The organism is Comamonas sp. NyZ500 (assembly GCF_016772095.1).
Taxonomy (GTDB): domain Bacteria; phylum Pseudomonadota; class Gammaproteobacteria; order Burkholderiales; family Burkholderiaceae_C; genus Comamonas; species Comamonas thiooxydans.
On sequence record NZ_JAEIJE010000008.1, the window covers coordinates 108,995 to 132,746 of the forward strand.

Consider the following 23,752-nt stretch of genomic DNA (forward strand, 5'->3'; position numbering starts at 1 on the left):
CCGTGTTTGCAATACATGCACAGCGTGTACGAATCAATAAGGAGACAACGTGAAAACAGCCGTCGGTATAGGCGCAGCAGCATTGGTGGCCTTTGCCTCAGCGCTCGCCTTTGCACCCCGCACACCGCCCCCCCTGGCCCCTACCACCATTGGCATCGAGCGCAGTCACTTCAACACCATCACGCAGGCGGGCGATCGTCTGCTGACAGCCGGCGCACTCGGTGAAATCCTGTACTCGGACGACAAGGGTGCTCACTGGCAGCAGGCACAGATCAAGGAGCAGCGTCAGGCGCTCATCGTCAGCATGGCTTTTGCGCCCGACAGAAAGACAGGCTTTGCCGTGGGGCACGAAGGCTGGATTCTGCGTACCAAGGACGGAGGCAGCACCTGGGAGGAGGTCGCTTTCTCCAAGGAAAACGGAGAGCCTCTGATGTCGATCGCGCGCCTTCCTTCGGGCGACTGGATCAGTGTCGGCGCCTTCGGCCGTGCCATCACCTCCAGGGATAACGGTCAGACCTGGGAGCAGTTGCCCCTGCCCTCAGAGGTGGAGGACAAGCACATGAACCGCATTGCCAGCTCCGAAGATGGCAAGCACTGGCTGATAGTGGGCGAGCGCGGCCTGGTCATCAAGTCCGAGGACTCCGGCGCAAGCTGGCAGATCGAGCCCGGGTTCTACAACGGATCTTTCTACAACGCCATGGCTACACGCGACGGCGGCTGGCTGATCTATGGCATGCGCGGCAACGCCTTTGTGCAGGCCGCGCCGGGCGCGCAATGGGTCAAGTCGACGATTCAGGCTCCGGTCTCCTTCTTTGGCCATGCCCAGGAAAAGGACGGAACCATCATCCTGGTAGGACAGGGCAGCATGCTCGGCCTGAGCAAGGACGGCGGCAAGAGCTTCAGCCTGCAACGCGCCAGGGGCCGCGCCACCCTGACCGACATTGTGCTTACCGGCCCAGACAGCGGATGGATGTCCAGCGACGCAGGCCTGCAACCCTTTCCCCCACCACAACAAGCCAAGGCAAACGCTCAGGCTGCCCCAGGAGCGACTCAATGACTCTGAGCGAACCCACCAGCCGGCTGGACCGGTTTATTGCATCCACGGCACGCTGGCTGATCTCGTGGAGCAAGTCCATAGTCGTGCTGACGCTGATTGCCACGGCACTGCTGGCTGTCTCGGCCATGCGCACACATCTGGATCCGGGCTTCAACAAGTTGATCCCCATGCGTCATGAGTACATGACGGCATTTCTCAAGCATTCAGCCACCTTCTCCGGAGCCAACCGCATTCTGGTGAGTGTGGAATGGAAGGGCCGGCAAGGCGATATCTATAACAAGGAATTTCTCGAAGCCCTGCGTGGCGTGACGGACGAGGTCTTCTTCACGCCCGGCGTCAACCGCGGCCAGGTGTATTCGCTGTTCACACCGAACGTGAAATACATCGAGATCACCGAAGACGGCTACGTGGGCGAGGTGCTGATTCCTTCGCGCTTCGAGGCCAACGAACAAGGCCTGGCCCAGGTACGCTCCAACGTGGCCAAGTCCGGTCAGATCGGCTCGCTGGTCAGCAACGATCTGAAGTCCGCCATGGTGCGCGCCGACCTGCTCGAGGTCGACCCAAAGACCGGAGAAAAACTCGACTATCACAAGGTTGCGCAGCGCCTGGAAGAGATCCGCAGCAAGTTCGAAGGCAAGGACATCTCCATCCACATCATTGGTTTTTCCAAGGTGCTGGGCGATGTGATGGACGGCCTGACCACGGTGATGACCTTTTTTGCCATCGCCTTTGTCATCACGGCCATCATGCTGCGTCTCTACACCAAGTCAACCAACATCACGGTGGTCGGCTTGGCCGTGGCGCTGCTGCCCGTGATCTGGCTGCTGGGCATTTTGCCGCTGATCGGCTACGGCATCGACCCCATGTCGATCCTGGTTCCCTTTCTGATCTTCTCCATCGGTGTATCCCATGCGGTGCAGATGACGGGAGCCTGGAAGCATGATGTGCGCGCCGGCCTAAGCTCCAGGCTGGCTGCCGAGAACGCGATTCGCAAGCTGGCCATTCCCGGAGCTCTGGCGCTGCTGACCAATGCTCTGGGCTTCATGGTCATCATGCTGATCGACATCCCCATCGTGCACGAGTTGGGCGTGACCGCCTGCATGGGCGTGCTGCTGATGATCATCACCAACAAGGTGTTCCTGCCCGCGGTGCTGGCCAATCTGCGCCTGGAAAAAAAGGCCATGCAAGCCCCCTCCTCCTCCGCCAATGGCCGTAACCCCATCTGGTGGAAGCTGTCGGCACTGGCCGAAGGCAAGCCCGCCATGCTGACTCTGGTGGTATCGCTGCTGCTGCTGGCCGCCGGCACCTACGAATCGCGCAATCTGCTGACAGGTGATGTGGGCACGGGCGCTCCCGAGTTGCGCGCCGAGTCGCGCTACAACCGTGATAACGACACCATCATCGGCAGCTATTCCATAGGCATGGACGTGCTGTCCGTCTTCGTCGAAACCTCCAAGCTCGACGAAGGCTGCCTTAACTGGCAGGTGATGAACGCCGTGGAGCGCTTTGAGTCGCGCATGCGCCGGGTTGACGGTGTGCAATCTGTCTCCACCGTCTCCGGTCTGGCCAAGATCGCGGCCTCCAGCAACAACGAGGGCAACCCCCGTTGGGCGGCTCTGCAGCGCACCGAAGCCGCATTGCGCTCGGGCGCCAAGGCACTATCTCCCGATCTGGGCCTGAACACAGAGGGCTGCAAGGTCATCAATCTGCAGGTCTTCCTCAAGGACCACGAAGGCGCCACGCTGACCCATGTCGTCAATGAAGTGCGTGATTTCATCGCCGCAGACAAGACGCCCAACGTCAAGTTCCTGCTGGCTGGCGGCAACGCCGGCGTGGCGGTCGCGACCAACGAGGCCGTGGAACATGCCGAAGTGCAGATGCTGGGCTCCATCTTCGGCGCCATCACGCTGCTGTGCTGGCTGACCTTCCGCAGCTGGCGCGCCGTGCTGTGCATCGTCGTGCCCCTGGCCATCGTCTCCATACTCTGCAATGCCTTGATGGCCATGCTGGGCATAGGTCTCAAGGTCCCCACACTGCCCGTGGTGGCGCTGGGCGTGGGTGTGGGCGTGGACTACGGCATCTATCTGTTCGAGAGCATGCAGCATGAGCTGCGCGAGCGAGACATCACGCTGCGCGAGGCTTTCTATGAAGCCATGCGCCAGCGCGGCAACGCCGCCATCTTCACGGCTCTGACCATGTCCATAGGCGTGGGCACCTGGGCGTTCTCGGCACTGAAGTTCCAGGCCGACATGGGCATCTTGCTGGCCTTCATGTTCCTGGTGAACATGCTGGGCGCGATCTTCCTGCTGCCTGCCATGGCCTATTGGCTGAATGTGGGCGCGGCGGAAGCCAGGGCACGCGTCAAGCGCCTGCACCGGCAGCCCAGACACGCCCATGCGACAGGCAGCGCAGGCGGCATCAGCCACGCGGGCGGCATGCTCAAACCCGAGCCCCAGTCATCCGTGAACGGCAAAGTGTGATGCAGACCGCCGCAAGCACGCTGGAGCAGGTTCTTCTTGAACATGCTCTGGCCCAGACCCTGACCCGCTACGCCACGGCCTGCGACACCCGCAACTGGGACTTGCTGCAGCAGGTGTTCACACCTGACTGCACCACGGTCTACGGTGGCAGCTACATCTGCGAAGGGGTTGCCAAGGTCCGCCGCATGATCAGCACCCACCTTGACGGCTGCGGCCCCACCCAGCATCTGCTGGGCAATCTGGAAGTCGATGCCGGCAACCCTCAGCGCCCGCTCAGCAGGATTCAGGTGCGAGCCGCGCATCAGGGACTGGGCGAGCGCAGTCATCTGCGCTACGACGCCATCGGTTTCTATGAAGACGAATGGGTAAGGCTGCCCGAAGGCTGGCGCATCCAGAAGCGCAGCATGACCATGTTGCTTGAGATCGGTGAGCGCTCCGTGCTGCAGCCCGGCACCTGAGCAGCCACACTCCATCAATCAAGCCGCGCGGCCACGCTGCGCGGCTTTTCTGTTTCCGGACGATTCAATTGACAAAAGCCTACGTTCCATCAAAAAACGAACTTTGGGCAAATTTGACAGGTGAAAAAGGCCAGCATTTGCTGGCCTTCTGCTTTTCCGCCGAGTCCTGTCTACTGCTCGAACTTTACCTTGAGAAACTGCAGCAACTGCTTGCCGGCCAGACTGCGTGCGGTTTCATCGCGTCCGGCGATATAGCCCACCTTGACGCAGTCCCCCAGAGCCTTGCCGCTCTGCACCCGAATTCTGTAGCGGGTCTGGCGATCGGACTGGGCCCCGGCGGGAATCAGCGGCTGGCCGTTGAGGACGGGGAAGTCCTTGTCATTGAACTCTATCGTGCAGCCGGACAGGTAGGGGCGATTCGTCATCTCTCGTGGCTTGTCGCTTTCCCAATCATGGCCTGCTCTGGCATAAACCACGGTACTGACTTCGGAGCCCGCCTCACGCAGGATTTTTTCCTGCTGCGCACAGGCCACCAGATCATTCGATGCATCCTCCCCCGCTCTGAAGCTGAGCAGAGGCGAACCCGTGGTTTTGCGTGACTGCAGCAGCGCATAGCACGGCCCGTAAAAGTCCACATGCAAGGCAAAGGGCTGAATGAAAGGCGCCAGCTTGTCGCGAATGCGCGCATCCAGGCTCATGCGTGCCGCAATTCCGCCTTTGGAAAATCCCATCACCCCGATACGCCAGCCATCGATGGCCGGGTGCTTGTTCAAGGCCTTGAGGGCGGCATAGGCATCGGCCACGGCATCGAACTCGGAGGTACCCATGATCTTGAGCGCATAAGGCATGTCTTCGCTGATGCCACGCGGCTTGAAGTTATCGACCAACAGCGCAGCTATGCCGTTGTCGGCCAGCATCTGGGCCGTTTCGCTCTCGCGCCCGGGGATGGCCCCCGCGCCACCTGGCAGGACAACCATGGCCGGCACCTGCTTCTTTTCGCTGGCCCCCTTGGGCAGGAACAGCTTTCCCATACCCATGGTTGCCTCTGCCTTGGCAGGCTGACTGAGCAGCACATCGAGGTCGTACGGACTGCTGGACTTGAAGCGGATATCGCCCTGTGTATCACCGTGCAGCTCCGTGGGGGCCATCAAGGGAGCCACCTTGGGCAAAGGAGGCAAGGCATCCAGCAGATACTGCCCCGATGCGGCACTGCTCATCAATCCCAGCGCCATGGCCCTCAAAGGGGTGATCCATTTTCCGGTCGTTATTTGCATGTACTCAGACCTCTTTCAAACACAAAAGCCCGGAGAGCCGGGCTTTTGTGGTGTTGGCTCGTTGGTGTGGTTCAGAACGAGTACTTGGCGGTAACAGACAGCTGGTCGCGGTCGGCCAGCGGGCGTGCACGCAGGGAATCGGCAGAAGGATTGCCCAGGTAGTTGATGTAGGCCACGTTGATCGAGAAATTGCTCTTGCGAACAAAAGTCGCGCCAATGCTCAACCGGCTGTCGCTCTGGCCGCCGCCGAAGGTGCCGACCAGAGAACGGCCGCGCAGTTGCGACTGGTAGCTGATGGGGATGCTCAGATCCCAGCCTTCGAAGATGCCGGGGTAGCCCAGCGTCAGGGTCGCACCGGCCACCAGGGAATTACGGGTCTTGAAGCTCAGGTTATCGGTAGAGCTGCCATCGGCCACACTGATCACGCGAGAGCCGGAAATTTCGGCAGCCAGGGACATGTCGTCCGCGATACCGGTGCGGCCGATATTGAAGATACCGCCGACGTTGCCCTGCACCACATCGCCACGCACCGCCACACCATTGCCGTTGAGCACCGGCGTACCTTTTCGATAGCTGGCTTCACCAAATGCAGAGAACTTGCCGAAGGTCGTGCTGACCGTCGTTCCCAGCATCTTGATGTCGTCGAAATAGCGAACCTGATAGCCGGTAGGTATCGCACCATTCATGTTCACGACCAGCGATGGAGTGCGGTCGTTGTAGTTCAGGTAGTACAGACCGACTTCCGTCTCGTCGGTGACGCGGTAGCGACCGCCGATACCCCACTGACCCGAGCTGCTGGGCCGGATGTCGGTACCGCGTCGCAGGCCGCGACAGGTCGCACCGTTGTAGACGCCCAGGCAGGAGGCGCCGGGACCCAGGGCATTGCTGGTGCTGGTGTACATGCCGGGAGCCGGCAGCAGCGTTTCATGGAAGCCGAACTGGTAGTGGCCCAGCAGCGAGAGTTTGGGACTGACTTCCAGCGAAGCCGAGATCTGATCTTCCGGCAGAAGGATTTCCTTGACCTCAGCGCCAGGCGAAGCTGCCTTTGCTGCATCGCTGGGTCCCTGGGCCGCAGCGATATTGGCAAAGTACATGGACTCGCCCCAGTTCACCACCTGCTTGCCCAGGCGTACCGTGGCGCGGGCCTCGCCCATGTTGAAGCTGGTGTAGGCATAGGTATCCAGAAGGCGCGAATAGCCGCCACCATAGCGCTTGGCAGCAGAGTTGAACTCATTGACGGGACCTGCCGTGCTGATCGGTCCCTTGTTGTCGTTGCGCTGGTGATATACATCGTCATAAAAGGTGCTGGCATTCAGCACAAAGCCGCTGTCACCTTTTGACAGCTTGCTTTCCCAGACGGCACCCAGTCGGTTCGCCGTCAGAGCACCTTTCTTGAAATTGTTGTTGCCGTCTGTGTTCAGCACCGGAGACGGGTTATCCAGACGAACACCCAGGCCATAGCTCACGTTCAGACGCCAGTCGAACTTGAGGCCATCTCCCAGCTCGACAGTCTCCCCCGCCTGAACTGCTCCCATACCCAAGGACAGCAGCGCCGCCACTGCGATGGGCGTGAGTTTCTTCATATTGTTTTTCATAATGAGTCGCTCGTTGATAAAACTTAGTTGCCCGCGTTGCGTGCGGCTTCTGGTGTGAACATGGCGGGCACGAGATCACCCTTGTTCAGGATGGGGCCCTGGGGACGCTCCTGAAAAAGGTTGTAGCCCATGTAGCCGCCGGAATTCAGGTCGTGATAAAAGGACGTGCCTGCATGCCAGGCCTTGATGTCAAAGGAGTAGTAGTAGTTGATGAAGGCGTGCTGCCACAACTGGCCACGCGCGTCGTACATGTCCGCGGCCACGGCCTGGCCGGTGTCCTCGTCCACGAACAGCACACGCTTGCCATAGACATGCCGGAAACCGTCCTTCAGCGTGCCTTCCACGGCCCAGACTCTGCGCAGCTCGTAGCGCATGAAATCGGGGTTGGCATGACCGGGCTTGAGCAGGTCGGCATACTTCACCGTGGGCTGATGGATCTTGTAGTTGTTGGCGGGGATATACATCTCCTTCTTGCCCAGCAGCTTCCAGTTGTAGCGCTCTGGCGAGCCATTGAAGAGACGATCCGAGTCGATGGTCATCTTGCCGCCGGTGCCAGCCATGGGCTGGTCAAAGCCATACTCGGGCACCTGGCGCACGCGGCGTGTACCGGGGTCATAGCTCCAGGCCAGGCGCTTGTCCTTGCCGAAATTGACGGGCTCCACCGAGTGGGTCACACCACCCTTTTCACGCTCGGGAGCCAGCGTTCTGGTGCGGGTATAGGCCATCACGCCCTCGACCGGCTTGCCAAGCATTTCAGGCTTGTTGACCATGTCCAGGTTCAGGTTCTGCATACGGCCAAAGCTCATGCTGCCGTCTGACAGCACATTCGCCATGTCACGCGTGATGGCCTCGGTGTAGGCACGCGTGGGCAGCAGGTTGTTCCAGATCACTTCCTGCCCGGTCTTGGGAATCGGGAAGTTGATCGCACCAAAGCTGCCCTTGATTCCCATGCCGTTATCGACGACCTCGGACTCCAGTGCATTCTTCTTCAACACTGCGCAGACCTCATCGGTGTAGCGGAAATCGCGATGCCCCTTGTAGACCGGCATCTGCATGGTCTTGGAATACTTCTGGAACATGGCTTTCTGACCAGCACTGAGCTTGTCGCCATACTTCTCCATGTTCTCTGCAGTGATCACGAACAGTGGTTTTTCATCGGCATAGATATCCACGGGGTGCTTGCCGCTGGATTGCACATGAGCCACGCCAGCAGGGGCTCCGACCCATTTGCCTGTGAACTCTGGAATAGTGCCTTCCTTGTTGCCGGCCTTGATGGCACCCACGCATGTCAATTCCTTGCCCAGCTGTTCTGCCTCGTTCGCCGGAACCTTCGCCCATACCGACGTCGCCACCATCAAACCCACTGCCGCTGCGAGTGGAGTCTTGGCTGTCACAAACTTCATCTCTGTCTCCTAGGTTCTAGAACTTATTTTTGGCGGGTGCTACAAACGAGGTACATTGCCTCGCATCACCCCATTGGTTTTGCCGTTTGCAGGCAGTTGCATACTGCGCCAGCAGGTCTCTTCAACCATCGTCTGAGTTGACTACTGACAGACCCTAGCGACCTAGTCCACATGGGTCACCTGAAGCGCCGCCCCGAATGAAAAAAGCCTGCTGGTGCACGAAGCAGCAGCAGGCTTTCGGAACGTGATCGGGAAAGTCCTAGGACCACCCAATTCCGTCAATCAGGTCAGCAGGTGAGCGCACTCCTTGCGAATCGATGCCTTGAGCATCTTGCCTGCGGGATTGCGAGGCAAAGGCTCGGCACGAACAACGATTCGACTGGGAACCTTGTAGCCCGCCAGGCGCTGTGCCACGAACTCGCGAAGCAGCTCGGGAGTCACCTGACTCCCGGTCTTCCCGACCACCACGGCAACGACCTGCTCGCCCGTTACCTCATGCGGCATGGAGAACACAGCAGCCTCCTCCAGTGCCTCATGCTGCAGCAGACAGGCCTCGACCTCCGCCGCAGCAATCTTTTCACCGCTGCGGTTGATCACGTCCTTGATGCGATCGACGATGGTCAAAAAGCCTTCATCGTCCAGAACGCCTATGTCTCCGGTGTGGAACCAGCCGCCCTGCATGGCTTTGGCTGTGGCCTCTGCATCACCGCAATAGCGCTCCATCAGGGTCACGCCACGCAGCCAGACCTCACCGGGCTCACCGATAGGCAAGGCTGTGCCATCCAGGTCTGCGATTCGTACCTCGATGATGGGCGACAGCACCCCCGAGCTGCGCGGATGCGCCTCGAACATGCGCCCCGAGCTGCCTGCGCAGACGCCATTGGATTCGGTCAGTCCAAATCCAATGCCTGACATGCGCCCCTTGAACTTGGCCAACACCTCATCGATCAGGCGCGGGTGCAGGCCCGCTCCGCCAAAGCCCACACCGGAGAGATTGCCAGAGCTTTCAGGCTGCTCGAAGCCGGGCAGTCCAATGAGCTGCTGCACCATGCTGGGCGCACCATTGAACTGCGTGACCTTTTCCTTGCGAATCAGCTCGGCAGCTTTCTCTGGCTCCCAGCGGTGCACAAAGATCAGGCGGCGACCATGGCGCAGGCTGACCAGCAGCTGGGCATGCAGGCCGCTGACATGAAACAGAGGAACTGCCGACAAGATCGTGGGCTGCAGCTGTCGCGCCATGATGGCGGCGATGGCGTCCGGCGAAGTCATGGCTGCCACTGCACCGATGAAGTCAATATTGAAGATGCCCTGGCAAACGGCGCGGTGGGTGGATTCCACGCCCTTGGCTCGGCTGGTGGCGCCCGAAGTGAACAGAATCAGCGCAGGCTCATCGGTACTCAGCTGCGGCGACACAAAGCCATCATGACCGCCTGCGGTCAACTCCGACCAGCTGATATCGCCCCCCTCGCCATCCACCACCACCACCTTGATGGCCGTCTGCGCAATGGCCTGGCTGATGCGAGCATGGCGGTCCGCGTCACAGATCAGCATCACCGGCCGGGTGTCCTCCAGATTGGCCATCAGCTCGCTGCTCAGGCCAAAGCTGTTCAAAGGCACCGGCACTGCGCCAAGCAAGGCAATGGCAGCAAAAGCCACGGCCCATTCGGGACGGTTGCGCATGGCAATCGCCACCCGGTCGCCGGGCTTGATACCGCACTGCTTCTGCAAACGACTGGCCAGTGCATCGGCTGCTGCAAAGAACCTGTCAAATGTCCATCGATCCTCGCCATAGACCATGAACTCGGCCGCACCATGAACCCGGCCGGCGTCAATTACCTGTGCCAGATTCTGAAAGGCGTTGCGATAGGCTGCCACGCTGCGCCCATCGGACAGCGTGACCTGCTGCACTTCAAAAGGTGCGCCCTGCGAAGTCAGCTGCGCACGAATGTTCCTGATCTTTTCACCCATAGAAACCAAGGCATCGCTCATCTCAGAAACCTTTCAGTTGTGCAAAGCGATTGCGGTGATAACCACCGTCGCCCAGCAGGCGTTGCAGAACGCGTGCCCGCTTGAAGAACAGGCCAATATCCAGTTCATCGGTCACCCCGATGCCGCCATGCAACTGGATCGCCTCGTTGCACAGCTTCTCGCACAAGTCAGATGCCTTGGCCTTGGCTGCGCTGACCAGCTCGGGCACCTTGGCTTCCAAACCTGAATCAATGGCCTCGAAAGCTGCCAGCACGCAGCTCTCCAGCAGCTCAAGCTCCACATACAGACGTGCAGCACGGTGCTGCAATGCCTGGAATGAGCCGATCTGTACGTCGAACTGAACGCGCTCCTTCAGATAGCTAACCGTACGATCAAACACCTCACGCATCAGACCCAGAGACTCTGCGGCCAGGCAGGCACGGGCTCGGTCCAGCACTTCATCAAGCACCTGAGCAGCGGGCCGGGCCACCAACGCCATATCAGCGCTCAGCTCCACCTTATCGAACTGCACGCGGGCCATGTTACGGCTGTCAATCATGCACATGGGTTTGATGCTGACGCCTGGTGCATCAGCTGGCACCAGCCACAAACCGGGAGCACCTTCGCCAGACGCCGCCAGCACCACAAAGCCATTGGCGCCCACTCCATCCATCACAAAGGCTTTCTCACCGCTCAGGCACCAGCCCGTGCTGGTCTGCTCGGCTAACGTGCTCAATCTGGCTGAAAGATGCTGGCCGGACTTTTCATCCAGAGCCAGTGCCAGCCTGGCCTGCCCGCTGCCCAGCTGGGGCAGCCACTGCGCCTGCTGAGCTTCGGAGCCGGCGCGAATCAGCAGCTCAGGTGCGATCACGGCCTGACTCAGCAGCGGCTGTGCCGACAGGTTTCGGCCGATGGCTTCAAACACGGCGCCCATGCCCAGATAGCCCGCAGCCAGTCCGTCATGCGACTCGGGCAGCACCGCCACGGGCCACCCCATCTCCACCATCTGCTGCCACAGTTGTGTATCAAAGCCCTGTTCCACCTTGTCATCCCGCAGACGGCGCTGCTGGGCCACGGGTGCTTCCTGCGCGAGAAAGGCAACAGCACTGTCCTTGAGCAATTCCTGCTCTTGCGACAAAAGCATGGTCATATTCTTGTCTCCATTTCAATTCGTTATCCTCAGCCTGCGCGACCACCACTGCCCAGCTCAGAGACGGCGAGCAAGGGCCCAGGCAGCCCCTCCCCCCGCAGCGAGGCTGTCGCCGCAAGCGGCTCAGGGGGTCAAGGCAATTCCAGCACTCGCTTGGCAATGATGTTCAGTTGCACTTCCGAACTTCCGCCTGCAATCGTGTAGCTCTTGGAGCGCAGCCATGCACGACCTATATCGACCTCATCGGCAGTGAAATCATCGCCAGCCTCCCAGCCCAGACCGCGCAGGCCCAGCACCTGCTCCAGCAGTTCGTACTTGGCGACTTCCTGCTCGGTCTGCACCAGCTTCATGATGCTGGAGGGGCCTGCAACGTCCTGACGCGCCAGAGCCTTCTCGGTCACCCGACGATGGGTCAGGGCGAAAGACTGTGCATCCATCAGCAATCCTGCCAGCTTCTCGCGCAGCACACCATCGCTGATCCGCCCCTGCTCGTCCACCATGTAGGGCAAGGCGGTCTTGAGTGCATCGTGCGACGGCGCACCACCTTCCGTGAACTTGGACATGGCTGCACGCTCATGCTGGAGCAGCTTTTTGGCCAGCGACCAGCCTTCGCCTTCCTTGCCCACAAGCTGTCGCACAGGCACCCGCACATCGTCGAAGAAGACCTGACAGAAACTGGACTTGCCGCTGATCAGTTCTATGGGCTTGACCGTGACGCCGGGACTCTTCATGTCGATCAGCAAAAAGCTGATGCCGTCTTGCTTCTTGCCTTCGCTGCTGGTGCGCACCAGCGCATACATCCAGTCGCCCTTGTCTCCGTCCGAGGTCCAGATCTTGCCCCCGTTGACGATATAGGCCTCGCCCTGCTCGTCCGTCACGCGCCTGGCCGAGGTCTTGAGGCTGGCCAGATCCGAACCGGCATTGGGCTCCGAAAAGCCCTGACACCAGCGCTGCTCGCCGCGCATCATGGGAACCAGATGCTCAAGCTTTTGCTCATGCGTCCCCACCTCCACCAGAACCGGCCCCAGCATCCACACGCCCAGGTTGTACTGGGGCTGACGGCAGCCAAGACGGGCCATCTCCGTGTCCAGGATACGGGCTTCCCTCGGGGAGAGTCCACCGCCGCCGTATTCACGCGGCCATGACGGTGCAAACCAGCCACGGTCGCGCATGCGCTCGAACCACAGCTTCTGATCCTCGTTCAGAAACTGCAGCTTGGAGCTGCCCCAGACCATCTCCTCTGAAACAATGGGCCGGCGCATGCTCGCAGGACAGTTCTCCTCCAGCCACTGCGCCACTTCTTGTTTGAATGTTTCGAGTTCCGTCATGGCTTCCTTACCTCAGGCCAACGAGAAATATGCAATCTTGCCCTCACCCGGGGTACGCAGCAGCGTTCCATCCTGGTGAAGCAGGTTCAAATGGGCTATCGTTTCCCCTAGGGCCATCAGGCGATCCACGGGGCTGCGCAGCCTGGGAAAGAGCACGGGCACCAGCTCCGCAGCCGTTGCCCGTCCTGCCTGTCCCAGATGTCCGGTCAGCAGTGCAAACTGCTCGGCATGGTGCTCGAGCACCTGCACCAGGCGCTCATGCAGGCCGTAGAAAACGCCCTGGTGCGATGGAAGCACCAAGGTCTCGGCCGGCAGCTCACGCAAACGATGCAGCGAATCGATCCAGAGTTTGAGCGGATTGCCTTCGGGCTCGATGGGGCTGACCATCACATTCGAGGTGATGCGCGGCAGCACCTGATCACCGGCCAGCAGAATGCCGTCTTCCTCGCAATACAGACAGGCATGCTCGGGCGAGTGCCCCTCGCCCAGCACAATGCGCCACCGACGCTCCCCGATCTGCAGCACCTCACCCGGATGAATGCGCTGGTAATGGCTGGGCTGCCTGGGCATGAACGGATCCTTGCGCATGGCAGCCAGCATGTCGTCCAGCTCTTCGCTGCTCACCCCGGCACGCGCATAGAAATCGCGATGCGCCTCGGGCAGAGGATCGGGCGGCGGCCCCATCAGCGAGCGCAGCATCATGAACTCGCCATAGCTCATGAGCAGCGGCACGCCAAAGCGCTCCTGCAACCACCATGCCGCACCCGCATGGTCATAGTGACAGTGGGTGCAGATCACACGGGTCAGCGGCTGGCCGGCCAATTTCTCCGTGAAGATTCTTTCCCACAGCTCGAAGGTGCCGGGAATTCCCAGCCCCGTATCCACCACCGCCCAGCCGTCGCCGTCCCTGAGCAGATAGACATTGATATGGTCCAGAGCCATGGGCATGGGCATGCGCAGCCACAGCAGACCGGGGACGATCTCCACATGGCTGCCATCGGCTGCAGGCGGCGCAAAGGGATAACGCAGCACATCTGCGGGCTTGGCCCGTACGCGCTCCTGCGCGACGGCGCTATCCACGCAAAGCCTCTTCAAGCGTTGCAGCGGTCAGCGGCACATAGGTCTGCAGCTTGTCATTGCGTACAAACAGCGGGTCGCCAGTCTGAGCGCTGTCATAGCCCTGCTTTTGCAGATCCACCTTGCGCAGCTTGTAGTTGCCGGTCATGTCCGGCGTATCCATCAGACGCACAAACAGTGGTGCCGCATAGCGCGGCAGACGAGCGATGGCCATCTTCCAGAAGGCCTTGGGATCGAATTGGGCTCCCTCATGCATCACCAACGCTGCCATACCCGCACGGCCACCGTGACCGGGAACCTGCACACCATAGACGGTAATCGCATCCAGCCCCAGGTAGTCTCCGAGTGCGTCGCTGACTTCCATGGTCGAGACGTTCTCGCTCTTCCAGCGGAAGGTATCGCCGATACGGTCCACAAACCAGCAGTAGCCGTCTTCGTCGCAGCGCAGCAGGTCGCCCGATGTCCACCACACATCGCCCTGCTGGAAGACATTGCGCAGCAGCTTCTTTTCGGAGGCCTCCTCGCTGGTATAGCCTTCAAAGCGCCCAGCAACCACACCGGGATACTGGATGACCATGCCGATGGCCTCGCCGGGCTCGTTCACGCCGGCCAATTGCAAAAAGCCGTTTTCATCTCGGATGTAATCGCCTTTTTCCTGGTCGTAGCGAACCAGGCGCAAATTGGTTTTTTCCCAGAAGGGAACACGGCCGCAGGAGCCGATGCGATTGTCCAGATTGATGGTATTGGTGTTGGACTCCGTGCCTCCCCAGCCTTCATAGATCTGGAACACGGCGCCAAAGCGCGATGTCCACTGCTGCCAGATCTCGGGCGTGAGGCCGGTTCCTGCCATCTTGCGCAAGCTGTGCTCCCGGTCGCTGTCCGTCGCGGGCACGCTGAGCAGGAAGCGGCAGATCTCCCCCACATACTGGCAAAAGGTAATGCCATGTGCGCGGATATCGCGCCAGAACTCGCTGCGGCTGAACTTGCGGCGCACCACGATGCGCGCACCTGCAGCCATGGCGGTTGCCGTCAGCGACATGGAAGCTGCACCGTGGTAGAGCGGCAAAAAGCAATAGAAGCAGTCATCCCGGGTGATCTCCCACAGCAGCTGCATGGAGTCCCCCGCCATCAGCCAGCGTGCATGACTGATGACCGCGGCCTTGGGCAGGCCGGTGGTCCCTGAGGTGAATATGTACTGCGCCGTATCGCCGGCCACCACGCCCTCGCGCCATGCAAGCGGTACGGGGGAACCGTCCTGGCTCGTGGCCAGTGCCTGCAGATCCGGTCCGAATTGCGACAGGACTTCCGCTGCCGCGGGCCTGTCCTCATCCGGCCAGTGCCAGTAGCTCAGCGCGGTGTTCAGTCCTTCAGTCTGCGCAAAGCGCTCTGCACATTCCTCGCCCACGATCACATGGCTGGCGTTGGTTACCTCCAGTGCGTGCGTCAGAGGCTTGCCCATCACATGGGTGTTGATGAAGGCCACCACGGCACCCAGCTTGGCCACGCCAAACCAGGCAAAGAAAAAGGCTGGGCGATTCTCGATGGCCATGGCCACCACATCGCCCTTTCTCACCCCCTGCTCATGCAACGCACGTGCCACTTGATTGGCGCGCTGGTTGAATTGCGCATAGGTGTAGCGCACATCGCCTTCGGTCAGAAAGATGCGCTCGCCGAAATCTCGAGCACAGTCCTCCAGACGATCAGCCATGGTGTAGGGCGTATCGGCCAGGTACTTGGCCGCAATGGGCGCGCGACGATCCAGCTTGAGCTGGGTCTGCTCGCGCGACACCACAGTCGTGTCGCTCATCACATGTCTCCTTGGTATTTGTTATGTGTGAGATGTCTTCGATCAGCGCTGGGGGCGCGGCATGCCGAGGCCGAACTGGGCAATCAGCTCGCGCTGAATCTCGTTCGTTCCGCCACCGAAGGTGTTGATGGTGGAGGCGCGCAGCTCATACTCCAGCTCGCCCATCAGATAGGAAGCCGCCGAGCCGCCACGCACCAGAGCGCTGCTGCCCACGATGTCCATCAATCGATGCAGCACCTCGACCACGCCTTCCGAGCCATAGACCTTGGTGGCAGATGCCAGGCTCACGTCCATGGCACCGGCTTCCAGGCTGGCCGCTATGCGGAAGTTGGTCAGTCGCATGGCTTCGAGGCGGGCATAGCACTCCGCAAGACTGCGTCGCACCCAGGCCTGATCGACAGCGCGACGGCCCTGCTCATCCTTGGCCTTGGCCCATTGCAGCACCTTGACGAAGGGGGCAAACACCTTGTCCGACCAGGCCCCCAGACCCAGGCGCTCGTGGTTGAGCTGTGCAGTGATCAGCTTCCAGCCCCCATTGAGCTCGCCGATCAAACGTGCTGCCGGCACTTCAACGTTGTCGAAGTACGTGGCTGCCGTGTAGTTGCCCACGGTCTGAATCAGCGTATGCGAAAAGCCCTTGTCCCTGGTATCCACCACCATGATGGAAATACCCTTGTGGCGAGCCAGTTCCTGGTTGGTACGTGCGGCCAGCCACACATAGTCGGCAGATTCGATGCCCGAAGTCCACAGCTTCTGGCCGTTGACCACGAAATGCCCGGTCTGAAGATCGCCCTGCAGCTGAGCCTGTGTCTTGAGCATGGCGAGGTCGGAGCCAGCACCGGGCTCGGAGTAGCCAATGGCGAAAATGATGTCGCCGCTGGCCATGCCGGGCAGAAACTCCTGCTTCTGCGCCTCGGTGCCATGCTCCATCAGCGCGGGGCCGACGGTGCTGATGGTGACGAAAGGCAGGGGAGCTCCGGCAATATTGGCTTCTTCAAAGAAGATCAGCTGCTCGGTGGCCGACAGGCCCTGGCCGCCGAATTCCTTGGGCCAGCCTATGGCCAGCCAGCCGTCGCGCCCCATCTTGCGGATCAGTTCGCGGTACTCGTCGCCGCCCTCTGCACCGCGCATGCGGGCCTTGAGCTCGGGCGTCATCAACGCCTGAAAGTAGTCACGGCACTTCAGGCGCAGCGCATGCTGCTCGGGAGTCAGGTCAATGAACATGAATGTCTCCCTTGCCATCAGGCCTCGTCGCCCAGAATCAGGCCGCTGGTGGGCACGCCGGTACCGGCGGTCACCACCATGTTGTGCACGTCCTTGACCTGATTAACCGAGCTGCCGCGGATCTGGCGCACGGCTTCGGCAATGCCGTTCATGCCATGGATATAGGCTTCGCCCAGCTGGCCGCCATGGGTGTTGATGGGCATGGAGCCGCCGCGTGCATGCTCGCCGGCGCGAATGAAATCCTTGGCCTCGCCGCGCTTGACGAAACCGAACTCCTCGAGCTGAGGCAGCACAAAGGGCGAAAAATGGTCGTACAGCACTGCGCTTTGCACATCCTTGGGGGTCAGGCGGCTTTGCTGCCACAGCTGGCTGGCGACATGCCCCATTTCAGGCAGGCCGGTGATGTCCTCGCGGTAGAACGAGGTCATGGACTGCTGACCGTCAGAGATGCCCTGGGCCGCCGCCTTGATGTAGACCGGCTTGGCCTTCATCTCACGGGCACGGTCGCTCGATGTGATGACCATGGCCACGGCCCCGTCGGACTCCTGACAGCAGTCCAGCAGGTGCAGCGGCTCGCAGATCCAGCGGCTGGCCTGGTGCTCCTCCAGTGTGATGGGCTTGCCGTAGAAGAATGCGTTGGGATTGGTGGCTGCGAAGTCGCGCACGGCCACGGCCACGCGGCCGAAGTCCTCGCTGGTCGCACCGAAGGCATGCATATAGCGGCGGGCAAACATGCCCACCCAGGATGCCGGCGTGTGAAAGCCGTGGGGCATGTACCAGCCATAGTTCACATTGTCAAAGAATGGCGCGCTACCAAAACCATAGCTGCCGGTACCAAAGCGGTACCAGCTGCGCTCATTCATGGCGCGGTAGACCACGACGGTCTTGGCAATGCCCGTGGCCACGGCCATGGCCGCATGCAGCACGGGGCCGCAGGCCGCGCCACCACCATGCGGAACCTGAGAGAAAAAGCTCACATTGCGAGCCCCGAGCAGGCGGGCGATTTCATACTCGGGGACCTTGTCAACGGAGTACGAGGAAAAGCCGTCCACCTCCTTGGGGTCGATGCCGGCATCGCTCAGCGCAGCCAGCGTGGCTTCCATGGCCAGACGCAGCTCGGTACGGCCCGAGTTCTTGGAAAATTCTGTTGCACCCAGACCCACAATGGCGGCGCGACCGGAAATATTCATATCGTTCACAGGAATGTCTCCGCTTGTTGTTCTTAGGCCAGGGCCACTTGCACAGTGCCGCTGACGTGAGAGCCCATGGAATTGCTGCCCTTGAGCGTGATCTGAACGCTGCGCGTGGCCTCGTTCTTCTCGGTCACGGAGCCCGTGAACTTCATGGTGTCGCCGGGGTAATTGGGAGCCCCCAGGCGAATCTTCAGATCCATGAGGCGCGCATCGTCGCCAGCCCAGCTCTCGACAAAGCTCTGCACCAGACCGTTGGTGGTCAGGATGTTCATGAAGATATGGGGCGAGCCCAGCTCGCGCGCGGCGTCGCGGTCGTGGTGACCAGGGAAATAGTCACGCGTGGCGATGGCACCGCCGGCAATCAGCGGCACGGTAATGGGCACGCTGACAGGCTGCAGTTCGTCACCCACGTTCACCGACTCGAAGCGAATAGATTGGTTTGCCATGTTGTTGTCTCCTTAGCGGTCTTCGGGCAGGTCGTACTTCCAGCCGAGCGTGTCGTTGTCTGCGAGCCACTGGCCCAGCGCTTGCAGGTGCTGCTCGGCGCTGCCGAGCTCGGCAGCCAGCGCACGGCACCAGAACATGAAGCGGTGAATGTGATAGGTCACATCCACGCCCATGCCGCCATGCACATGCTGTGCAACGCGGCCTACCTTCAGGCCCAGCTCGTTGGACTGGGCGCGCACCGCGTGGGCCTGCGGCGTGCAAGGCAGGCCGGCATCCAGACGCCAGACCAGCTGGCTCAGCGCGCTGCGCTGCACCTGCATGAGGATGTAGCCGTCGGCCATCTGGCCCTGTACCAGCTGGAAAGTACCGATGGGACGGTCGAACTGCTTGCGCTCGCTCACATACTCCACGGTGCGGCGCAACTGCTCCTGTGTCACGCCCTGCTGCAGGCTGGCCAGGCAGGCGATTGCCATTTCGTTGACCCAGTCCAGCGCACGGCCGCCCAGCACGGCCAGCACCGGCGTGTTGCGAAAGCTGATGTCGGCCACCGCACAGTAGTCTTCGCGCATGCCGGCCACGCGGCTGACACCATCCGCCTGCAGGCTCACCAGCACCAGCTTGATCTCATCGCCCGCCGCCGCGGCCACCAGAGCCACCCGGGCCTGCTCGCCCAGCGGCACGGCTTGCAGCTGGCCTTTGAGTCGCTCACCCTGCAGCTCAAGCGCCGGCCCGCGTGTAGCCACAGCTGCCTGCAGCGACAGAGCCAGCAACTCGCCCTGCATGGCTGACTGAACGACTGCGTCCTGTCCCTCGGCAAACCTGGCAATCGCGGCCGCAGCGACCTGCTGCTGCCACAGCGGAACCTGCGCCAGCGCACGGCCTTGCTGCTCCAGCACGGCCAGCATCTCGCTCATTCCCAGACCCAGGCCGCCTGCAGCTTCCGGCACCAGGATGCTGTGCAGGCCCGCAGCCACGCACTGCTGCCACAGATCCTGCATGAAAGGCTGGCCCGAGGCATCGTGCTCGCGCAGCTTGTCGTCGGTGCAATAGTCTGCAAACAGGCTTTGCGCCATGTCTGCGAATGCACGTTGGTCTTCACTGAGTTGAAAGTCCATGACGGTCTCCTCGCATCAGCCCACGGGACGGAACTGGGCCAGAGTCAGATCACCGTCGAAGGTGTTGAACTCAACCTGCACCTTCTGACCGATCTGCACCTCGCCAGGCTTGACGCCGACCAGTTGGGCAATCAGACGCACGCCCTCCTGCAACTCCACCAGACCGATGGGATTGGGGTGGTCGAAAGGCGGTACTTCGGGGTAGTGCATGACCACGAACGAGTACACCGTGCCCTTGCCGCTGGCCTCCACCGTGTCCCAGTCGAACGAATGGCACTTGGGGCAGACGGGACCCGGTGGATGGTGCAGATCGCCGCAGCTCTTGCAGCGCTGAATCAGGAGCTTGCCTTCCTTCAGGCCTTCCCAGAAGAAACGGTTGTCATCGCTCACGCCTGGTGCGGGTCGCTTGATCTTCGGGGCGGCAGCCTGCGCGGGATCGGCCTTTTGCGCATTGGCGGGACGGAACTTGAAGACGCGGAACATCAACTGGCCGACCTTCTCGTCTTCGCCGTTCGCTGCCTTGATCGAGAAGTACTCCATGATCTGCGTGACAAAGTAACCCGTGCCCAGGGCCGTGGTCTTCTCTTCGCTGATGGCTTCCAGGCGTGTCGTGTAGTACAGGTCTTCACCTTCGAGCACATCGCGCTCGAAGCTCAGCTCGGAATTCACCGCCACGGTGGAAGGAAAGTCGTGCGCTTCGATCAGCTTCAGAACTTCATAAGGATTCTCTGTCGTGGAGCCTGGCGGGTAGTTGTTCTGCACCGGCCCTTCCATGCACCAGACCTGCAGCATCGCGGGAGGTGCAATGGTCTTGCCATCCTTGTTGGTCTTTACGGCCACCCCCATCAGCTCGCTCCACTGACGAATCATGGGGCTGTTGACTTTGTCCCAGGCATAGACACGCCCGTATTGCTTGCCCACGTATGCGCGGACCCCTGCCATCCAGTCTTGATCGGTCAAGATTGTCTCCTTTGAAATTCAGTGTTTTTGTTGCACGGATTCCGAGTTCGATGCGCTCAGAAATGCGGGGCGCTCACCACCGCCATGCAGCAGCAGATTGGTGCCGCTCATGTAAGAAGCGTTTTCGGAAGCCACATACAGACAGGCATTGGCAATGTCCTCGGGCTCGGCCAGACGACCCGCAGGAATGGTCCCGGCGACAGAGGCAATTCCCGCCTCATCCCCGAAATGCAGGTGCGACTGTTCGGTGCGCACCAGGCCGGGGCTGACCGCCACCACACGCACCTTGGGCGCCCACTCCACGGCCAGAGAACTGACCAGGCTCAGCACTGCAGCCTTGGCCGCTCCATAGGCCGCCGTCCCGGGGGAAGGACGCAGCGCGCTGATGCTGCCGATACAGACAATCACGCCACCGCCGTCCTGCTGCTGCATCACGGCATTGGCGGCCTGAGAGGCATGCAGGGTCGAGAACAGATTCAGGCGCAGCACGCTTTCGTGAAAGCGCGGAGACACCGTAGCGGCATCCACATGGGGGGCCCCACCGGCGTTGTTGACGAGAACGTCCAGACGGCCATGGCGGCGCTGCACCTCATCGACCATGTCCTTGACGGCCTGGGCCTCGCGCACATCGCATGCGACGAAGTCTGCGCTGCTGCCATTGATGCTTGGCAACGCTTCGGGTTGCTGACGGCCGCACACCACTACCGTGGCACCTGCCGCGAGAAACGCCTGGGCAATGCCCTTGCCGATGCCCTTGGTGCCGCCAGTGACCAGCACCACCTTGTCTTGAAAGCTTTTGTTCGTATCCATGCCTGCCAATTTAGGTTTCGGCACCAGCAGCAGATACGTCCAAAAGGACGATGTTGCTCCATCCCTTGAAAACGACCATCGTCCCTGTTCAACTCCCTGGGAATCCTTATGTCGGCATCGCTTTCCGCTATTGAAAACATGGACACCGCGCAGCGAGAGCTACTGGTTCGGCATCAGGACCATGGCGTGGCAATCGTTCAGCTCAACCGCCCCGAGGCAACGAACGCGCTGAGTCTTTCTCTGCAGGCTGCGCTGTCCAGGACCTTCGCCGAGCTGAGCGCAGACGCCAGCGTGCGCTGCATCGTTCTGACCGGCGGCGACAAGGTATTTGCGGCAGGCGGCGACATCAAGAGCATGGACTCCTGCGGCCCCATAGAGATCATGAAGCGCCACACCGAGCGCGTCTGGGCCCCCATTGAGAAGTGCCCCAAGCCCATCATTGCAGCGGTCTGCGGCTATGCCTTTGGCGGCGGGGCCGAGCTGGCCATGCATTGCGACATCATCATTGCCGGGCAAGGGGCCAGCTTTGCACAGCCCGAGATTCGCATCGGCATCATGCCCGGTATCGGCGGCACCCAGCGGCTGGTGCGCGCCGTGGGCAAGTTCCAGGCCATGCGCATTCTGCTGACAGGCAAACCCGTCAGCGCCGACGAAGCCTATGCCATGGGTCTGGTCAGCCTAGTCTGTGCAGACGATCAGGTAATCCCTGAGGCGCTGAAAATGGCAAAACTGATTGCCAATATGCCGCCACTGGCCGTGGAACAGATCAAGGAAGTGGTGATTGCAGGCATGGACGCATCGCTCGATGCCGCCCTGATGCTGGAGCGCAAGGCCAACCAGATCCTGTTTGCGACCCGCGACCAGAAGGAAGGCATGAATGCGTTCATCGAGAAACGCCAGCCGGTGTTCAAGGGAGAGTGAACGCATCAAGCCAGGGCTGCAACATCGCCTTGCACGAGGCCTGTGCAGCAGCCCGAGGGATTAAGGCGGCCCTCAGTCAGTGCGCATGCAGCCACCGGCAAAGCTTGACCACAAAGGCTGCGACTCCAGATGCGCATGCTTTTGCTTGAGAGCCGAAAAAGGCGAGTCCAGCGTGCCCAGTGCGATACATATCCAGTCGGCCCAGTCACCGGCCTGTCTGGACCAGAACAGGGATGAGCCGCAGTGCAGGCAAAACTGCCTGTGCACGGAAGCCGACGATGCATAGGACTTGATGTCGCCCTGCCCTGAGACTATGCACAAATCCTTGCGCGGCACGGCGCCATAGCTCGCGAACGCGGAGCCATGGCTTTTGCGGCATTGCCCGCAATGGCAATGCGTCACGGCCCTGGGCGGCGACAGCAGCCTGTAACCGACTCTTGCACATAAACAGCTTCCCAGATAGTTCTCGGGCACGACTCAGTCTCCAAATCCTCTATCCCCAACACCTGGTCCGCAGGCATCGAATATCTGCCGCTGCGTGTCTGCATGCATCCCATATGCCTTGACCGTCCCGGCGCTGCCGGGCAAGGCCGCGTTCCGAATGGAGTTGCCCGGCATACGCTCAGAGCATCATGCCACCAGACACTTCAATGCGCTGGCCCGTGACCCAGTTGTTGCCATCGGCAAGCAATGCGGCAACCGCGGCGCCCACATCGTCGGGGCGCCCCGCCCGGCCCATGGCGGTCAGGCCGCTGATATGGGCGTTGAGCTGTGCATTGTCGCGCACCACGCCGCCACCGAAATCCGTCTCTATGGCGCCGGGTGCAATCGTGTTCACGGCGATGCCGCGTGCGCCAAGCTCCTTGGCCAGATAGCGCGTCATCACCTCAATGCCGCCCTTCATCACCGCATAGGCGGCATAGCCGGGGAGGCTGAAGCGTGCCAGCCCGGACGAGGTATTGATGATGCGTCCGCCGTCCCGGATCAGGGGCAGCAGTTTCTGCGTCAGAAAGAACGTACCCTTGAGGTGAATATCGACGAGCAGATCGAACTGCTCTTCCGTGGTTTCGGCAAACGGCGCCACCAGGCCGATACCGGCATTGTTCACCAGATAGTCCAACTGTTCGCGCTGCCAGGTATCGGCCAGCACGCGCCTGACGCTGTCGGCAAATGCGGCAAAGCTCTTGCTTTCACCAACGTCCAGGCGCAGCGCCACGGCGCGACTGCCCTGTGCCTCGATGCGGGATACCAGCTCCTGCGCATCGCTTTCGCTGTCCTTGTAAGTGATGATCAGATGAACGCCGAGCTCGGCCAGCTTGAGGGCTTCGCTACGGCCCAGGCCACGGCTTGCGCCGGTGATCAATGCGATACGGGGTGCAGATGCTTGCATGTCGGTCTCATGGAGGATGTCAACAAGCCAGCACTTTAGGTGTTCTCCATTCATGAATAAACACTTTGAAAAAGATCGCACTGTTCACTTTGAAA

Annotated in this window: 20 protein-coding genes; 4 read left to right on the forward strand and 16 right to left on the reverse strand. The window is 61.0% G+C overall.

Annotated elements, in window-relative coordinates:
* Positions 1 to 49 precede the first annotated feature (49 nt).
* The 3 genes from JAO85_RS14125 to JAO85_RS14135 are packed head-to-tail and all read left to right on the forward strand — an operon-like array spanning position 50 to position 3,995.
* Positions 50 to 1,057, forward strand: a complete 1,008-nt coding sequence (locus JAO85_RS14125; protein ID WP_012837534.1) for a YCF48-related protein — start codon at positions 50 to 52, stop codon at positions 1,055 to 1,057.
* On the forward strand, positions 1,054 to 3,537 hold the full coding sequence (locus JAO85_RS14130; protein ID WP_012837533.1) for an RND family transporter: 2,484 nt from the start codon (positions 1,054 to 1,056) through the stop codon (positions 3,535 to 3,537). Before JAO85_RS14125 ends, JAO85_RS14130 begins: the two co-directional genes overlap by 4 nt.
* Entirely contained in the window at positions 3,537 to 3,995 is a 459-nt protein-coding gene (locus tag JAO85_RS14135) for a nuclear transport factor 2 family protein (protein WP_012837532.1), read from the forward strand. The genes JAO85_RS14130 and JAO85_RS14135 overlap by 1 nt, the downstream gene beginning before the upstream one ends.
* Before the next feature lie 170 nt (positions 3,996 to 4,165).
* On the opposite strand, the gene JAO85_RS14140 is transcribed toward JAO85_RS14135, so the two are convergent.
* The 14 genes from JAO85_RS14140 to JAO85_RS14205 form a co-directional block, all read right to left on the reverse strand.
* On the reverse strand, positions 4,166 to 5,269 hold the full coding sequence (locus JAO85_RS14140; RefSeq protein WP_229228232.1) for a dienelactone hydrolase family protein: 1,104 nt from the start codon (positions 5,267 to 5,269) through the stop codon (positions 4,166 to 4,168).
* Positions 5,270 to 5,340: 71 nt separating this feature from the next.
* Positions 5,341 to 6,852, reverse strand: coding sequence for a DUF1302 domain-containing protein (locus JAO85_RS14145; RefSeq protein WP_004341209.1), 1,512 nt, complete (start codon positions 6,850 to 6,852; stop codon positions 5,341 to 5,343).
* A 35-nt stretch (positions 6,853 to 6,887) separates the two neighbouring features.
* Complete coding sequence (locus JAO85_RS14150) at positions 6,888 to 8,267, reverse strand: DUF1329 domain-containing protein (protein ID WP_004341210.1); 1,380 nt, start codon at positions 8,265 to 8,267, stop codon at positions 6,888 to 6,890.
* 282 nt (positions 8,268 to 8,549) lie between these two features.
* Positions 8,550 to 10,256, reverse strand: coding sequence for a class I adenylate-forming enzyme family protein (locus tag JAO85_RS14155; protein ID WP_202788335.1), 1,707 nt, complete (start codon positions 10,254 to 10,256; stop codon positions 8,550 to 8,552).
* Position 10,257: 1 nt separating this feature from the next.
* Positions 10,258 to 11,385 (reverse strand): acyl-CoA dehydrogenase family protein, encoded by a 1,128-nt coding sequence (locus JAO85_RS14160; RefSeq protein ID WP_202788336.1) that lies wholly within the window; start codon positions 11,383 to 11,385, stop codon positions 10,258 to 10,260.
* Between the two features lie 131 nt (positions 11,386 to 11,516).
* On the reverse strand, positions 11,517 to 12,713 hold the full coding sequence (locus JAO85_RS14165; RefSeq protein ID WP_202788337.1) for an acyl-CoA dehydrogenase family protein: 1,197 nt from the start codon (positions 12,711 to 12,713) through the stop codon (positions 11,517 to 11,519).
* A 12-nt stretch (positions 12,714 to 12,725) separates the two neighbouring features.
* Positions 12,726 to 13,793 (reverse strand): MBL fold metallo-hydrolase, encoded by a 1,068-nt coding sequence (locus JAO85_RS14170; protein ID WP_012837528.1) that lies wholly within the window; start codon positions 13,791 to 13,793, stop codon positions 12,726 to 12,728.
* The gene (locus JAO85_RS14175) at positions 13,786 to 15,597 is read right to left on the reverse strand and encodes a long-chain-acyl-CoA synthetase (protein ID WP_039049266.1); all 1,812 of its coding nucleotides are present in this window, start codon (positions 15,595 to 15,597) and stop codon (positions 13,786 to 13,788) included. Before JAO85_RS14175 ends, JAO85_RS14170 begins: the two co-directional genes overlap by 8 nt.
* 42 nt (positions 15,598 to 15,639) lie before the next feature.
* Positions 15,640 to 16,821 (reverse strand): acyl-CoA dehydrogenase family protein, encoded by a 1,182-nt coding sequence (locus JAO85_RS14180; protein ID WP_034396832.1) that lies wholly within the window; start codon positions 16,819 to 16,821, stop codon positions 15,640 to 15,642.
* Between the two features lie 17 nt (positions 16,822 to 16,838).
* Positions 16,839 to 18,011, reverse strand: coding sequence for a lipid-transfer protein (locus JAO85_RS14185; RefSeq protein WP_034363643.1), 1,173 nt, complete (start codon positions 18,009 to 18,011; stop codon positions 16,839 to 16,841).
* Between the two features lie 32 nt (positions 18,012 to 18,043).
* The gene (locus JAO85_RS14190) at positions 18,044 to 18,460 is read right to left on the reverse strand and encodes a MaoC family dehydratase (RefSeq protein WP_003078281.1); all 417 of its coding nucleotides are present in this window, start codon (positions 18,458 to 18,460) and stop codon (positions 18,044 to 18,046) included.
* A gap of 12 nt (positions 18,461 to 18,472) precedes the next feature.
* Positions 18,473 to 19,576 (reverse strand): acyl-CoA dehydrogenase family protein, encoded by a 1,104-nt coding sequence (locus JAO85_RS14195; RefSeq protein WP_012837525.1) that lies wholly within the window; start codon positions 19,574 to 19,576, stop codon positions 18,473 to 18,475.
* 15 nt (positions 19,577 to 19,591) lie between these two features.
* Positions 19,592 to 20,536 carry a Zn-ribbon domain-containing OB-fold protein gene (locus JAO85_RS14200; RefSeq protein ID WP_012837524.1) on the reverse strand — a complete coding sequence of 315 codons (945 nt, stop codon included), beginning with the start codon at positions 20,534 to 20,536 and terminating at the stop codon, positions 19,592 to 19,594.
* 18 nt (positions 20,537 to 20,554) lie between these two features.
* The gene (locus tag JAO85_RS14205; RefSeq protein WP_039049265.1) at positions 20,555 to 21,346 is read right to left on the reverse strand and encodes an SDR family oxidoreductase; all 792 of its coding nucleotides are present in this window, start codon (positions 21,344 to 21,346) and stop codon (positions 20,555 to 20,557) included.
* Between the two features lie 108 nt (positions 21,347 to 21,454).
* On the opposite strand from JAO85_RS14205, the gene JAO85_RS14210 reads away from it, so the two are divergent.
* Entirely contained in the window at positions 21,455 to 22,267 is an 813-nt protein-coding gene (locus JAO85_RS14210; RefSeq protein ID WP_012837522.1) for an enoyl-CoA hydratase, read from the forward strand.
* Positions 22,268 to 22,339: 72 nt separating this feature from the next.
* On the opposite strand, the gene JAO85_RS14215 is transcribed toward JAO85_RS14210, so the two are convergent.
* Positions 22,340 to 22,741, reverse strand: a complete 402-nt coding sequence (locus JAO85_RS14215) for a GFA family protein (protein WP_039049264.1) — start codon at positions 22,739 to 22,741, stop codon at positions 22,340 to 22,342.
* Positions 22,742 to 22,889: 148 nt separating this feature from the next.
* Entirely contained in the window at positions 22,890 to 23,657 is a 768-nt protein-coding gene (locus tag JAO85_RS14220; protein WP_012837520.1) for an SDR family NAD(P)-dependent oxidoreductase, read from the reverse strand.
* Positions 23,658 to 23,752: the final 95 nt, after the last annotated feature.

Excerpts from the sequence above, each read along its gene's own strand:
- JAO85_RS14130 (WP_012837533.1), top strand. The coding sequence starts at position 1,054 with ATGACTCTGAGCGAACCCACCAGCCGGCTGGACCGGTTTATTGCATCC.
- JAO85_RS14135 (WP_012837532.1), top strand. The coding sequence starts at position 3,537 with ATGCAGACCGCCGCAAGCACGCTGGAGCAGGTTCTTCTTGAACATGCT.
- JAO85_RS14140 (WP_229228232.1), bottom strand. The coding sequence starts at position 5,269 with ATGCAAATAACGACCGGAAAATGGATCACCCCTTTGAGGGCCATGGCG.
- JAO85_RS14145 (WP_004341209.1), bottom strand. The coding sequence starts at position 6,852 with ATGAAGAAACTCACGCCCATCGCAGTGGCGGCGCTGCTGTCCTTGGGT.
- JAO85_RS14150 (WP_004341210.1), bottom strand. The coding sequence starts at position 8,267 with ATGAAGTTTGTGACAGCCAAGACTCCACTCGCAGCGGCAGTGGGTTTG.
- JAO85_RS14155 (WP_202788335.1), bottom strand. The coding sequence starts at position 10,256 with ATGAGCGATGCCTTGGTTTCTATGGGTGAAAAGATCAGGAACATTCGT.
- JAO85_RS14160 (WP_202788336.1), bottom strand. The coding sequence starts at position 11,385 with ATGACCATGCTTTTGTCGCAAGAGCAGGAATTGCTCAAGGACAGTGCT.
- JAO85_RS14165 (WP_202788337.1), bottom strand. The coding sequence starts at position 12,713 with ATGACGGAACTCGAAACATTCAAACAAGAAGTGGCGCAGTGGCTGGAG.
- JAO85_RS14175 (WP_039049266.1), bottom strand. The coding sequence starts at position 15,597 with ATGAGCGACACGACTGTGGTGTCGCGCGAGCAGACCCAGCTCAAGCTG.
- JAO85_RS14180 (WP_034396832.1), bottom strand. The coding sequence starts at position 16,821 with ATGTTCATTGACCTGACTCCCGAGCAGCATGCGCTGCGCCTGAAGTGC.
- JAO85_RS14185 (WP_034363643.1), bottom strand. The coding sequence starts at position 18,011 with ATGAATATTTCCGGTCGCGCCGCCATTGTGGGTCTGGGTGCAACAGAA.
- JAO85_RS14190 (WP_003078281.1), bottom strand. The coding sequence starts at position 18,460 with ATGGCAAACCAATCTATTCGCTTCGAGTCGGTGAACGTGGGTGACGAA.
- JAO85_RS14195 (WP_012837525.1), bottom strand. The coding sequence starts at position 19,576 with ATGGACTTTCAACTCAGTGAAGACCAACGTGCATTCGCAGACATGGCG.
- JAO85_RS14205 (WP_039049265.1), bottom strand. The coding sequence starts at position 21,346 with ATGGATACGAACAAAAGCTTTCAAGACAAGGTGGTGCTGGTCACTGGC.
- JAO85_RS14210 (WP_012837522.1), top strand. The coding sequence starts at position 21,455 with ATGTCGGCATCGCTTTCCGCTATTGAAAACATGGACACCGCGCAGCGA.
- JAO85_RS14220 (WP_012837520.1), bottom strand. The coding sequence starts at position 23,657 with ATGCAAGCATCTGCACCCCGTATCGCATTGATCACCGGCGCAAGCCGT.